This is a genomic window from Larkinella soli (genome assembly GCF_003703975.1).
Lineage (GTDB): Bacteria > Bacteroidota > Bacteroidia > Cytophagales > Spirosomataceae > Larkinella > Larkinella soli.
Window position 1 is genome coordinate 293,391 of sequence record NZ_QTJY01000005.1, and the last position, 14,500, is coordinate 307,890.

Consider the following 14,500-nt stretch of genomic DNA (forward strand, 5'->3'; position numbering starts at 1 on the left):
CCGGGGATGTAATCGACGAATTTAGCTAAATTCGTCGATTACATCCCCGGAATTATGACCCAGCCTTCTATTCGGTCTTCAGGCTCCGCACCGGGTTCATCAGGGCGGCTTTGATGCTCTGGAAGCTCACCGTCGCGAAGGCGATCAGGAGCGCGATCAGGGCCGTGACAACGAACACCCAGGGGCTGATGTCGGTGCGGTAGGCAAAGCCCTCAAGCCACTTGCTCATCGCCCACCATGCAACCGGCGACGCCAGCACCAGGGCCACGATCACCAGCTTCAGCAGGTCTTTGGACAACAGCGCCACCAGCCCGGGGGTCGTAGCTCCCAGCACCTTACGGATGCCGATCTCCTTCGTGCGCTGCTCGGCCATGAACATCGACAGTCCGAACAGACCCAGACATGAAATCAGGATGGCGATGCCGGCGAAAATACCGAACAGCGTCTGCTGGGTCTGCTCGGTGGCATACAGCCGTCCGAACCGCTGATCCAGAAACTCGAAGGTGAACGGACGGTCGGGGAAACGCTTCTTCCAGACGGCCTCCACATGGGCCAGGGCGGTTTTCAGCCCTCCGGCCGCCACATGCACCGACATCCAGTTATTGAAACGCGAATTGAGAAACATCGCGACGGGCGCAATCGACTGGTGGAGGGATTCGAAGTGAAAGTCTTTCACGACGCCGACGATCCGCCCGCGACGCTGTCCATAACCGAAAGCCTTTCCGACGGCCAGGGCGGGGTCGCGCCAGCCCAGCAGGCGGGCTGCGGTTTCGTTCAGGATGAAAGCCGCCGTGTCGTCGGTGGCGTAGGCCCGGGAGAAGTTGCGCCCGGCGGCCATTTTCATTTCATAGGCGGGCAGAAACTCATGGTCGATGGTCAGGGCTTTCAGACCGACTTTCGTCGGAGCCATGCTGTCGCCCTGGGCCACGTAGGCGTCCCACGAGTCCAGCAGCCGCCCGGACGGGATCCGCGACGAGCGCCCCACCTCCACGATGGACGGGTTGCGTTTCAGTTCCTGCTTGACGGCCTCGTAATCGACGGTCGAGTCCTCCACCATCCGGAATACCACCATCTGGTCTTTCTGATACCCCAGCTTATGGTTTCGGATGTAATTCATCTGACTATAAACCACCGCCGTACTGATAATCAGCGCTACGGCAATCGAAAACTGGGTGACCACCAGCACCTGCCGCAGCCGCCCGTTGCGCATGGCCGACGCGATCTTGCCCTTCAGGACGCTCACGGGCTGGAAAGAGGTCAGAAACAGGGCCGGATAACTGCCCGACACCAGCCCGGTAATGAGGGCGATGCCCAGTACCACGGCGATGAAAACCAGGTCTGTCAACTGGTTCAGCGTCAGTTGTTTCTCGGTAAAGTCGTTGAGCAGCGGCAGGGTCAGCACCACGAGGGTCAGCGCGATGACGAGCGCAATGACCACCAGCAGCACCGACTCGCTCAGAAACTGGCCGATCAGCTGTTCCCGATAGGCACCGACCACTTTCCGCATGCCGACCTCCTTGGCCCGGATGGCCGAGCGGGCCGTGGCCAGGTTCATGTAATTGATGCAGGCGATCAGCAGGATAAACAGCCCAATGGCCGAAAACAGGTAGATATACTGCATGTCGCCGGTCGGCTCCATTTCGGCATCGGTATGCGAACGAAGATGGATATCGGTCAGCTTCTGAAGGTTCAGCACTGAGTATTTTGACGCTTTGGTATTCTGAAAAGCCGGAATGTGGCGGTCCTGAAAGGCCGGAAACGCCTTCTCCATTTTGGCCGGGTCGGCTTTTTCCGCCAGCAGCACGTAGGTCGGGAACGAATTGTTGCCCCAGTTGGTGCGAAGGCCGTCCGAGCCGTAGATCCGGCGGTCGTTCAGCGTATTGAACGACGCCAGAAAGTCGGGGTGGAAATGCGACTGGGCGGGAAGCGGCTCATAGGTTCCGGTTACGATAAAGTCGAACTGGCTATCCATCCGAATGCTTTTTCCGACGGGGTTCTGGCTTCCGAAATATTTTTCGGCCATCGGGCGCGACAGCATGATCGAAAACGGGTTGGCAAGAGCCTGATCCGGATTACCGCTCAGCACCCTGACGTCGAACACCTTAAAGAAATTCTCCTCCGCAAAAAATACCCGCTGCTCATTGAAGACTTTTTCGCCGTATTTCAGCAACGGGCCGTATTCCAGCATCCGCACCACCTGCTCGGCCTCCGGGAAATCCTGTTTGATCAGCGGCCCGAAGGGCGGAGCCACCGTTGCCAGTTCCAGCTCGACGGTCTGCTTCTCCGCATTCAGGAACGTCCGGGCGACGCGGTAAATGCGGTCGGCTTTCCGGTGATGGCGGTCGTAACTCAACTCATCCTGCACATACAGGGCAATCAGCAGAAAACAGGCCAGACCGATAGCCACCCCGATGATGTTGATGAAACTGAACGTTTTGTGCTTCCGCAAATTGCGGAAAGCAATTTTCAGATAATTCCTCAGCATAAGATTCGTCGTTACTGTCCGAACAAGGACTTCCCCAATCGTTCTCAAACCTTATACCAGAAAATCAACCTCCTTATAATCAAAAGTTTACCAGAAAATCATTTGTTGATTTGTCCGCAAACGGACGCCGGGCCGGACGCTTTTTTATGCCGGGGGGTGATCCGGCCGGGGGTGGTCTCACTCGCTCCGCAAACTCTTCACCGGGTTCATCAAAGCCGCCCGCAGCGACTGAAACGATACCGTCAGGAAGGCGATCCCGACGGCCAGCCCGCCGATGGCCGCAAACAGCCACCATTCGAGCGGAACGCGGTAGGCAAATCCTTCCAGCCAGCGATTCATGACGAAGGCAGCCACGGGCGAAGCCAGGAGCAGGGCCAGCAGAACCAGTATCAGAAACTCTTTCGTCAGCAGGGCGACGATGCTTTCGACCGAGGCCCCCAGCACCTTACGGATACCGATTTCCTTCGTCCGCTGCCGGGCGGCCAGATGCGCCAGCCCGAACAGACCCAGGCCGCTGATGAGCACCGCCAGCCCGGCGGCATACCCGATGATTTGCTGCCAGCGCCGTTCGAGGGCGTAGTCCCCGGCGTTCTGTTCGTCCAGAAAACGGTACTCGAACACCGCGTTGGGCAGGGCCGCCTTAAAAGCCTTTTCCCAGACCGCCAGAGCCTCCTTTCGCCGATTCTTATCGATTTTCAGCCAGATACCGCCCGACTGGTCCGGCCGCATGAACAGGGCCATCGGCCGAATACGCTCCCGCAGGGACCGGGCATGAAAATCCTGCACGACGCCGATGATCCTCAGCGGTTTGCCGCCATAGTTGGAGTGGAGATGAACCAGGGCACCGAGCGGCTTTCTCAGCCCGGCGGCTTTCACGAAGGCTTCATTGACCACAACGGCCTCCGTCGCATCGGAGAGAAAAGCCGTCGAAAAGGCGCGTCCGGCCTTTAGTGGGATTTCCAGCGCCGGGATAAACTGCTCATCGACATACTGATAGCCGCTGAGAAGCGTCCGCCCGCCGACCCGGGTTTCGTTTTCTCCGCCGATCTCCCCGCCGAACGAAAGGTGGCGGATGGAAGGCTCACCGGCCAGCCGGTTCCGCAGGAACGACTGGATGGGTTTCAGGTCGCGGCTGCCGGGAATATGGGCGCGAAGGATCTCATACGGATTATAGCCGAGGTCTTTCGTCCGGACGAACTCCATCTGCCGGTAATACACCAGGGTGGCGGTGAGCAGAAAAATCGTCAGCGAGAACTGAACTACCACCAGCGCCCGTCCGAATCGACTCCGAATCGCTCCCTTCTGCCGATTATAAAGCACCTCCACCGGCCGAAATCCCGACAGCACCAAGGCCGGATACAACCCGGCCAGCAGCGTGATGGACACGAGTAATCCGGGAAGGTAAATCAGAAGGCGGCCGTCGAAAACGGCCGAAAATTCAATGGCTTTCCCGGCCAGTCGGTTGAAAACCGGCAGAGCCGTCCCGGCGATGGCCAGCGCCAGCGCGAAAGCCGCCAGACACTGGACGGCCGACTCGATCAGAAACTGCCCGACGATCCGGCTCCGGCGACCGCCGTTGATCTTCCGGATGCCGACCTCCTTCGCCCGATTCAGCGAACCGGCGAGGCTGAGGTTGATGAAATTGATGGAGGCCATCAGCAGGATGAAGGCCGCGATTCCCAGAAAAAGGTAGGAGAAAACCGGGCTGCTCCCGTCGACGATCCCCCCTTCCCGGTTGCCCTGCCGGCGTTCGAGCGGATTCAGATGGATGTCGGTCATGGCCTGAAGGCCGTAGCTGATCTTTGGGTCGAAACCGCCGTTCCGGCGGCTCTCGGCCCGCTGTTCCCGCGCCCGAACGGCATAGATGCGGTTGAATTTCCGGATCACGGCCGGGAGGTCGGCCTGCGGGTGCAGCACGACGAAGGTGCCGAGGTAGGCATTCAGCCAGTTGGTATCGTCGAACGACGCCTGCATGAACCGGAACGGAAACAGAACATCGAACTGGATGGAAGAATGGCGGGGCGGGTCCTGCACGACGCCCGTGATCACGGAAGCCCCAAGCCGGTTACCCGAAGGGCCGTCTTCGAGCAGCGTCCGGCCGAGCACGTCGGTGCTGCCGAAAAACTTCCGTGCCGTGGATTCGGTAATCACTACATTGCCAGGCCGCTGTAAAGCCGTTTTCGGATCGCCGGTTAAGAGCCTGAAAGAGAATATATTGAAGAAAGTCGAGTCGACAAACAGCAGCCGGAGATTGAACGCCCGGTGGTTGGTAGCGGAAAGATTCCCGAAAATATCGCCCCCCATCACCCGGGCGTAATCGACCACTTCGGGCACCGCGGCCTTGAAAGCCGGCCCCTGCACCTGCCCCGTGCCGCCGTAGGTTCCGACGGCTTGTCCGCGTCCTTCGATCAGGGTGGTCGTGATGCGGTAAAGGTGCGGGTTCTTCCGGTGAAAGCGGTCGTAGCTGCCCTCGTCCCGGACATACAGCAGCGCCAGCAGCATTCCTGAAATCCCGACCGCCAGCCCGGCGATGTTCATGGCCGTGTAAAGCCACTTTCGCCGGAGGTGGCGAAAGGTGATTCTCAGTTCATTGCGGAGCATAGGTGGTCGATTAACCGGGGAGCTCCACCTCCAGCCGGTACCCGACGCCGTGGACGGCGGCCAGACGCAGGGTCGGATCATGGCGGAGCAGTTTGCGAAGCCGCGATACGAATACGTCCAGGCTGCGGCCCACCACAATGCCCTCGTCTTCCCAGACCGACTGGAGGATAAAGTCCCGTTCGAGGAGTTGATTGGTATGTTCCGCAAAGAGCCGCAGCAGTTTCGCTTCGCGGTACGTCAGGGCCTGCCGGGTTGTTCCCGAAAACAATATCTGGTTGACCGGGTCGAAGCGGGAGTTACCCAGCCGCAGCAGATCAGGCGTATCGACGCCCGACGTATCGACGCCCGACGTATCGACGCCCGGCACCGAAGTTCCGGGTACATCGGTGTTCGCTTCTGCCGTCGGCCGGTCGGCGCGGGGCCAGACCGTAAAGACCAGACCCGCCAGCAGCCCACCCAGGGCCACGATCATCCAGCCGTTGACGGAAGCCGAAGCAGTTTCGCCCGGCGAAAACCGCACCTGGAAGGTATAGCACCCGGGCGTCCGGCTGCGATCCCGGCAGGGGATTCCGGCCGGATCGGCCAGGTCCCGGGCGCTGTACCCCAACAGAAGTTCCCCCTTCGCACAGTCGAAAACCGCCACGTCATAGGCGACTTTAACACCATACCGGCGGAAAGACGCATCGAGCAGGGCGGGCAGCCGGCTGTAATCGAAGGCACGGTCCATCCGCAGCCGGAACGTCCGGTCGTCGTCCTGCTGCACGGGAGCGATTCGACTGGTCGAATCGCCGACTGAGATCAGCAGGGCATGGCCGGTCCGGCGGAGGGCGAGGTTAACGCTTTCGCTAAACAGCCGCGAATCGTTCCGGACCGGAGCGGCCGACGGCCGGACGAAAGCAGCCGCCAGCAGGGCGGCCACCACGACCAGGGCCGAGGCCGTCAGAGCGGTAATTTTTTTGAGGATATTCATCAGCAACCGGGACCGGGGTCCAGATAGAAATTAAAATAAAACCAGAAATTCTTCACCCGCAGCACCCGCTTCGCCGGCTGATCTTCGGGCCGAACGGGCTCGATGACCAGTTCATCGCCGATGCGGGCGTTGGCGAGTATCTCGGCAATCTCGATCTGCACCCAGCCGCGATTGAAGTCGGGACGGGCATTCCGGATCATGGTGCCGTCCCGGCGCAGATACGCCCGGAAAGGAACCCGAACCGCCTGCGGCCGGGAGGGATCGCCTTCGACGACCTCCAGCTTTCCGCGAGTATACATGGAAAGCGTCTGGGCTTTCAGGGTGAGGCCGTTCAGCAGCAACGGATTGCTGACAAAGGTCCGGCCGGCTTTTTCATGCGCCGAGAGGGGCAGCACCAGGCTCCCCAGAAGCAGAAATACTGCGATTTGCTTTTTCATGGTACAGGCGAGATTAACTGACGGTTTCAAAGGTAAGCTTTCCTGGAAATCCGCCCGTCAACGGCCTGTAAAACGTTGTAAAGGAAATGTAAAACCTGCTTTTTCAGGACTTTATTCACTTCGAAGGCTTTTGACCGGGTTCATCAGGGCGGCTTTGACACTCTGAAAACTGACGGTCAGGAAGGCGATCAGAATTGCGGTAGTCCCGGCGAGGGCGAAGACCCACCACGGAATGTCTTCATGGTATTCGAAATTCTGAAGCCAGCGGTTCATGACCCACCAGGCCACCGGCGAAGCAATCCCGATGGCGATCAGCACCAGCCGCAGAAAATCCTTCGACAGCAGCCCCACGATGCTGGTCACCGACGCGCCCAGCACCTTCCGCACGCCGATTTCCTTCGTGCGCTGCTCCGCCGTAAAAGCCGCCAGCCCGAACAGGCCCAGACACGCGATGAAGATCGCCAGCACGGCGAAGTAGTTCGCCAGCGACCCGACCACCTGCTCGCTCCGGTACATCTTCTGGTACTCCTGATCGGCAAAAGAGTAGGTAAACGGAAACTCGGGATTCAGCTGACGACACAGCTTTTCGAGGCTGGCCAGCGCCTGCCGGGTCTGGCCGGGCTGTGTCCGGACGAGCAGGTTACCGTAACCGTCCTGTTCGCCCAGCCGGATGATCAGCGGCTGGATCGGTTCGTGGAGCGACTGGAAATGGAAATCCTGCACCACCCCGATGATTTTCCCTTTTCGACCCCAGAAGGTCAGCGGTTTTTCGACGGGATTTTTATAACCGATCCGGCGGGCCGCCTGCTCGTTGATGATGTACCCGACCGAGTCGGTGGCAAAGGCACGCGAGAAATCCCGGCCGGCCAGCATCTTGAGTTTCAGGACCTCCGCCATGTCGTAACCGGCCGGCACCTGCGAAAACTCGATGCTGACGTTGGGGTCCTTGCCCTCCCAGTCGACCCCGCCGGTGCTGCTGCCGATGTCGGTCGGCTGGCTGCCCATCCGGGTGACCGCCTGGATGCCCGGACTTCGCTGCAGTTCCTGCTTCAGCGTCGCATATTTGGGCAATAGCTGTCCCTCCAGCGGCACATAAATCAGGTTCTCCCGTTCGAGGCCCAGGTTTTTGGTCTGAATGTAGTTCACCTGCCGGTAGACCACGACGGTGCCGATGATGAGCAGCATCGAGATCACAAACTGCACGACCACCAGCCCCTGCCGGAACAGGGCGGCTCCCGGACGGAATTTCAACGTCCCTTTCAGCACCTTCACGGGCCGCAGCGACGACAGGAACAAAGCCGGGTAGCTGCCCGAGAAGAGGCCCGTCAGGAGTACCACGCCCCCCAGCGCCAGCAGGAAGTCCGGCTCCGCGAACGGCATGGCGATCTTTTTGTCGGTGAGCTGGTTGAAGGCCGGCAGCAGCAGCCAGATGATGACCAGCGCCACCATCACGGCCATCACGGCCAGCAGAACCGCTTCGCCGATAAACTGGCCGATCAGCCCGGCCCGTTCGGCGCCGACGACCTTGCGGATGCCGACCTCCTTGGCGCGTTTGGCCGAGCGGGCCGTCGCCAGGTTCATGAAGTTGATGCAGGCGATGATCAGGATAAAGACGGCCACCACGCTGAACAGCCGCACGTATTCGATCCGTCCGCCGGTGATTTCGCCGTTCTCGGTTTCTGAGTGCAGGTAGGACTCTCCGAACGGCTGTACGAACAGTTCGATGTCGAACCGGGATAGCTTTTTGGGATCGATGCCCTTGTTGTAAGTCCGAAGAAAGTGGCGGATCTTTTGCTGGAAGGCCGCCACGTCGGCGTCGGGCCGCAGCATGAGGTACGCCCGCGGGCCGTTGTTGCCCCAGTCTCTGGCCCAGGGGTTACGCTTCAGGAAGTCCTCCCAGGGCAGCAGAAAATCGTATTTCTCGGAAGAGTTATCGGGAATATTCTCAAAAACGCCCGTCACCTGATAACTGTCTTTCGCGTCGATCCGGATGGACTTGCCGACGGCGGCTTTGGGGCTGCCGAAGTAGTTCTCGGCCAGTTTCCGCGAAATGGTGACACTCGTCGGACTCTTCAGGGCCGCTTCCGGCGAACCCGCCACGAGGGGAACGCTGAACATCCGGAACCAGTCGACGCCGGCCCAGCGGCCCTTCTCCTTATTGGCCTTATTGCCCACCTCGAACGTCAGATCCTCGTCCCAGCTGTAGCCGGCCGCGTAGACGATCTCGGGAAACTTCTTCGGCATTTCGAGGGCGATCAGCCCGGGTGTGGCCGGGAAGGCGATGCGCTTCCCGTCATAGAGCTGGCGTTCCATGATCCGGTAGAGCTGCGGGCCGTTGGCATGGTACTGATCCACACTCAGCTCATCGCGCACCCAGAGGAAGATGAACAGGCTACAGGCCAGGCCCAGCGCCAGACCCAGAATGTTGATGGCCGAAAACGTCTTGTTTCGCCAGAAGTTGCGAAGGGAGACAAGGAGGTAGTTGCGGATCATAGGGTCCGGGGTGATCGTTAAGGTTGAAGGTTTAAAAACACCACCCCCCTGCCCCCCCTCCTTACCAAGGAGGGGGAGGGCGCTGCCGGTTTCCAATAACTGCGAAGCCACCCCCTCCTTAGCAAGGAGGAGTCGGACCGGCGCTCCGGCCGGGGGGTGGTTTCAGACTTCGGCCAGCATCAGCTTTCGCTGGAGGGCCAGGTCCTCGCGCTTCACGAAGGTGATCGGCACGAACTGATCGGTGGGTGAGCCGATGTAATACAGCGTCCAGTCCTGATCGTAATGCGCCAGCATCTGCTGAATGCATTCCACCCGGTTGATATTCGGGAGGTTGCAGTCTTCCCAGTAGAACAGCTCGACGCGGTAGTGCAGGGCCTGTTTCTTGCCGTTGATGGTCACTTCGATCTCGATTTCCTGCTTACCGGGCAGGGTCGGAATAGGAATGGCGATATGTGCTGACATAGTGGTATGAGATTGGTATTGAACAGGTTAAAAAATTCATTCGGAACGTAAGGATTTCACCGGATTCATCAGAGCCGCCTTGACGCTCTGGAAACTGACGGTCAGCAGCGCAATCAATACCGCCATCAGCCCTGCGGTCAGGAACGCCCACAGCGGCACGTCGATGCGATAGGCGAAGTCTTCCAGCCACTGCTTCATGGCCCACCAGGCAATCGGCGAGGCAATCCCGATGGCGATCAGCACCAGCCGCAGAAAATCCTTTGACAGCAGCCCCACGATGCTGAACACCGACGCGCCCAGCACCTTCCGCACGCCGATCTCCTTCGTCCGCTGCTCGGCGGTGAACATCGCCAGCCCGAACAGACCCAGACACGCGATGAAGATCGCCAGCACGGCGAAGTAGTTCGCCAGCTGACCGATCAGCGTTTCGCTCTTGTACTGCTGCTCGAACGTTTCGTCGGCAAACTTGTAGCTGAACGGATACGCCGGATTGTATTTGGCGGCCAGTTTCCGCAGACTCGCCACGGCCTGCTCGGTCTGACCGGGCTGAGTCCGGACAAGCACGTTGCCGTATACGCCCTTATCCATCCGCAGAATCAGCGGTTCGATGGCGACCCGCAGCGAGTTGATATGGAAGTTCTTCACCAGCCCGATGATCTTGCCCTTGCGGCCCCAGAACGTCAGGTCCTGCCCGACCGGGTTTTTCATGCCCATGCGCCGGGCGGCTTCCTCGTTGAGGATGTAGTTGGTGCTGTCCACGACCCGGTCGCGGGAGAAATCCCGGCCGTCGATGAGCTGAATATTCATCGTTTTGAGGAAGTCGTAAGTAACCGGCATCTGGGTGAACAGCGTCTTGTCGTCGGGGTCTTTGCCCTTCCATTGCACCCCGACGGTCGAATTGCCGATCTCCATCGGGTTGGAACCGGAAGCCGAAACCGTCTGAACTCCCGGCGATTGCTGAAGTTCCTGGCGGAAGATGTCGTAGTTTTTAGGCAGGTCGCCCTCCAGCGGCACGAAGATGAGGTTCTCCCGGTTCAGGCCGAGGTTTTTGTTACGGATAAACCGCACCTGCTCCCCGGCGATCAGCGTGCCGATGATCAGCAGCAGCGACAGCATGAACTGGAACACCACCAGCCCCTGCCGGATGAACACGGCCCCGGCTTTGAACCGCAGGGTGCCCTTCAGGACCTTCACGGGCTGGAGCGACGACAGGAACAAAGCCGGGTAGCTGCCCGAAAGGATGCCGGTCACGAGCGTCAGCCCCAGCAGCGTGAGCCAGAAGGACGGGTTGTCAAACTGAACCGTCATCTTCTTGTCGGTCAGCTGGTTAAAGATCGGCAGCAGCAGCTTTACGACCACCAGGGCCAGCATCAGCGCCAGCAGGGCCGTCAGCACCGCTTCGCCGATGAACTGGCCGATCAGGTAACCTTTCTCCGCCCCGACGACCTTGCGGATGCCGACTTCCTTGGCGCGTTTGGCCGAACGGGCCGTGGCCAGATTCATGAAGTTGATGCAGGCGATGATCAGGATAAAGACGGCCACCACGCTGAACAGCCGCACGTATTCGATCCGCCCGCCGTCAGGTTTGCCGTTGGTGAACTTCGAATACAGGTAGCCGTCCCGGTAGGGATACAGGAAGGTGGTGATGGTCGTCACCTTCTTGTCATGCTTCCGGACGAAGTTCAGAATGCGTTCGTTGGCCTTCTCCACGCTGGCGTTGGGCCGTAGCAGGGCGAAGGTCCGGATGCCGTTGTTGTCCCAGTGTTTGAGCCACTCGTTTTCCTTCTCGAACGGCTCTACCGGCATGACAAACTCAAACTTCAGCGAGGAGGTTTCGGGGATGTCCTTCACTACGCCGGTCACCTGGCGGTCTTCCTTGTTGTCGACGCGGATCATGCGCCCGAGCACATTCCGGCTGCCGAACAGCCTCATCGCCACTTTCTCCGAGATTACGATGGAGGTCGGCCCGACGAGCGCCGTCCCGGGGTTGCCCTGCACGAGCGGGAAGCTGAACATCCGAAACAGATCGGGTCCGGCAAACCGGCCCTCTTCCTTGTAGGCCTTTTCGCCTACGGTCAGCAGGTGTTCCTCTTCCCAGGTAATCTTCACGGCACGCTCCACTTCCGGCACCTCGGCCACCAGCGCGGGGGCCAGCGGGCCGGGCGTCGCCGGGGTAGTGCTGATCTCATTGCCGGTCCACTGCTGGTTTTCCAGCACCTGATACAGCCGGTCGCCGTTGGCGTGAAACCGGTCGATGCTCCGTTCGTCCTGCACCCACAGCAGGATCAGCAGGCTACACGACATCCCCAGCGCCAGCCCCAGGATATTGATCAGCGAGAATGCCCGGTTTTTAACCAAATTCCGCCAGGCGATTTTAAGGTAGTTGCGAATCATCTATTTGTTGTTTTTTTATGTGTTCAGTTTTTTGGGCGGTTAATGGCGGCCGGCTTTTACCGCCACCCCCTACAGGAGCTTAGCTCCGCTTGCCTGGCTCCGCCGGATTCAACTCCCCCTTTAGGCCGGGCCGTCGGTGCGGGGCCGGGGTGAACCACCCCCGGCCCCGCCTTACCAAGGAGGGGAGCGCTCCGCCATGTTCGGCCATCTGCGAAGCCACCCCCTCCTTTTGAAGGAGGGGGCCGGGGGGTGGTCTCACTCCGACCTCAGACTTTTCACCGGGTTCATCAAAGCCGCCTTGATGCTTTGGAAACTGATGGTCAGCAGGGCGATCAGCAGCGACAGCAGACCGGCGGCCACGAAGATGCCCAGGCCGATGGACGTGCGGTAGGCGAACTCCGACAGCCAGTCGTTCATCAGCCAGGCCGCCAGCGGAGCGGCCAACACGATGGCGACCAGCACCAGTCCCAGAAAATCTTTGGTCAGCAGAAAAACGATGGTCGACACGTCCGCGCCGAGCACCTTGCGGATGCCGATTTCGCGGGTCCGCCGGGCCACCGTGAACGAGATCAGCCCCAGCAGCCCCAGCGATGCGATGAAGATCGCCAGCCCGGCAAACAGGCCGAACACCTGCCCGAACTGCTGCTCCGACCGGTATTGCTCATTGAAATACGCGTCCAGGAAAAAGTATTCGAACGGATTTCCCGAAAAGGCCCTCTCGAATTCCCGCCCGACGGCCTCGATCGTGCCGGGCAGGTTCGCCGTTTTCACCTTCAGGGAGTAATAGTGCAGGTCTTCGAACGACCTCGCGTTGCGGTACAGCGAGATAAAGATCATCGGGTCTTTCGCCAGTTTGAGTCCCTGCTGGTGAAAGTCCTTCACCACCCCGATCACGTGCGCCGTGTCGCCCGAGATGATTTCCCGGTTCAGCGCTTCGGCGGGGGAACGGAAGCCGAAGGTCTTCACAGCCGTCTCGTTCAGCAGCACCGCCGTCGAGTCGGTCCCGAAGGTGCGGTCGAAATTGCGCCCGGCCACCAGCCCGATTTTATAATTATCCAGAAAATCATGGTCGATGGCGGTAATGAACATCGTGTTGGTCCCGCCGTCGGTCCGGTCTTTTCGCCGGAAGCTGCTCGTCCAGAGGATTTCCGTTCCCGGCACGTAAGCCGAACCCGTGACGCCGGTCGCCAGATTTTCCCGCTGAAGGGTCTGTCTGAACGTCTCCGAGCGGGTCCGGAACGAAGCATCGATCACCCGGGGCGCCCGCACCACCAGCGTCTGCTCCTTGTCGAAGCCCAGCGATTGTTCCTGCATGAACCGGAGCTGTTTGTAGACCGTCAGCGTGCCGATAATCAGCATCACCGAGGCCGCAAACTGCACCACGATCAGGCCCTGCCGCAGCAGAACGCCCCGCGCCGTCTGCGCAAACCGCCCCTTCAGTACCGCAATCGGTTCGTAATCCGACAGCACGAAGGCCGGATACAGGCTCGACAGCAGCGTGCCGAAGAAAAATACCAGCATACCGTTGACCCACAATTGGTTTTCAAATAACTGCCCAAACGTCAGGGGCTTACCCGTCAGCTCGTTGAAAACCGGGAGCAGCCCGGCTACCAGCCCGACGCCCACCGCCAGCGCCAGCAGGTTCAGCAGCAGCGACTCGAAGATAAACTGCCGGATCAGGCTGGCGCGCATCGCCCCGACCACCTTCCGCACGCCCACCTCCTTGGCCCGGTCGAGGGCGCGGGAGGTGGAGAGGTTGATGTAGTTGATCCAGGCGATGATCAGGATGGCGAAGGCCACCCAGACCAGAAACTGCACCGTCCTGCCGTTGCCGTTCACCTCGGCCTCCTGGTTCAGGTGCGATTCGAGGTGGATGGAGCGAAGGGGTTGCAGCAGCGCAATGGCCCGGTTGCCTGACCGGCGGTACCAGTCGCCGTTGTACTTCATAAACATATCCGGCAGCCTGGCCTCCAGCTTCTGCGGGTCGGCGCCGGGGCGCAGCTTCACGTAGGAGAAGAAGTCGTACCAGCCCCAGCTCGTCCGGGCCTGCGGCTCGGTGCGGTAACTGAACAGCAGGTCGATTTCGAGGTGCGAATTTTTCGGGTAATCCTTAAAAACGCCCGTCACCAGATAGGAACTCGTGTCCAGCTTCACCATCCGGTTCAGCGGGTCCTGCCCGCCGAAATACTTCCGGGCCGTGGATTCCGACAGAACCACCTTCTTCGTCCCGACAAGCGCCGTTTTCGGGTCGCCCTTCAGCAGACCGATCTGAAAGAAAGTCAGCGCGTTGGAGTCGGCGAAGAAATAGTTCGTCTCGCGGAAGAACCGGTCGCCGAAGCTGACCACCCCGCTGTTGGCGTCATATAGCCGGCAGTAGTCCTCGACCTCCGGGTAATCCTTCTTCATCGTCGGAACGATGGCCGGGTACGAGGTCGCCGACCGCCAGGCCAGCTTGCCGTCCTGGTAGTTGTCAAGCTCGATCCGGTAGATGCGTTCGGCGTCCGGGTGGAAGTCGTCGTAACTCTTCTCGAAAGTAACATACAGCCCGATGACCATGCAGGCGGCCATGCCCACCGACAACCCCAGCAGGTTGATCAGCGAGAAGAACGGCTGGTTGCGGAAGTTCCGCCAGGCGATTTTCAGGTAGTTCCGGAACAT

At 60.0% G+C, this 14,500-nt stretch carries 8 protein-coding genes; all 8 read right to left on the reverse strand.

All coding sequences use genetic code 11. From position 1 onward, the window contains the following. Positions 1-67: 67 nt before the first annotated feature. The 8 genes from DX909_RS14965 to DX909_RS15000 all read right to left on the reverse strand — a co-directional run bounded on the left by DX909_RS14965 (position 68) and on the right by DX909_RS15000 (position 14,500). Entirely contained in the window at positions 68-2,485 is a 2,418-nt protein-coding gene (locus tag DX909_RS14965; RefSeq protein ID WP_128545990.1) for an ABC transporter permease, read from the reverse strand. 177 nt (positions 2,486-2,662) lie between these two features. Further along, entirely contained in the window at positions 2,663-5,086 is a 2,424-nt protein-coding gene (locus tag DX909_RS14970) for an FtsX-like permease family protein (RefSeq protein ID WP_164851290.1), read from the reverse strand. A 10-nt stretch (positions 5,087-5,096) separates the two neighbouring features. Further along, the gene (locus DX909_RS14975; RefSeq protein WP_128545992.1) at positions 5,097-6,056 is read right to left on the reverse strand and encodes a winged helix-turn-helix domain-containing protein; all 960 of its coding nucleotides are present in this window, start codon (positions 6,054-6,056) and stop codon (positions 5,097-5,099) included. After that, positions 6,056-6,493, reverse strand: a complete 438-nt coding sequence (locus tag DX909_RS14980) for a hypothetical protein (RefSeq protein WP_128545993.1) — start codon at positions 6,491-6,493, stop codon at positions 6,056-6,058. Before DX909_RS14980 ends, DX909_RS14975 begins: the two co-directional genes overlap by 1 nt. 111 nt (positions 6,494-6,604) lie before the next feature. After that, on the reverse strand, positions 6,605-8,986 hold the full coding sequence (locus DX909_RS14985; RefSeq protein WP_128545994.1) for an ABC transporter permease: 2,382 nt from the start codon (positions 8,984-8,986) through the stop codon (positions 6,605-6,607). A gap of 162 nt (positions 8,987-9,148) precedes the next feature. Continuing rightward, a complete protein-coding gene (locus DX909_RS14990) occupies positions 9,149-9,448 on the reverse strand; it encodes a hypothetical protein (protein WP_128545995.1) in 300 nt (99 codons plus the stop codon). Positions 9,449-9,484: 36 nt separating this feature from the next. After that, positions 9,485-11,842 carry an ABC transporter permease gene (locus DX909_RS14995; RefSeq protein ID WP_128545996.1) on the reverse strand — a complete coding sequence of 786 codons (2,358 nt, stop codon included), beginning with the start codon at positions 11,840-11,842 and terminating at the stop codon, positions 9,485-9,487. Between the two features lie 255 nt (positions 11,843-12,097). Further along, positions 12,098-14,500, reverse strand: a complete 2,403-nt coding sequence (locus DX909_RS15000; RefSeq protein ID WP_128545997.1) for an ABC transporter permease — start codon at positions 14,498-14,500, stop codon at positions 12,098-12,100.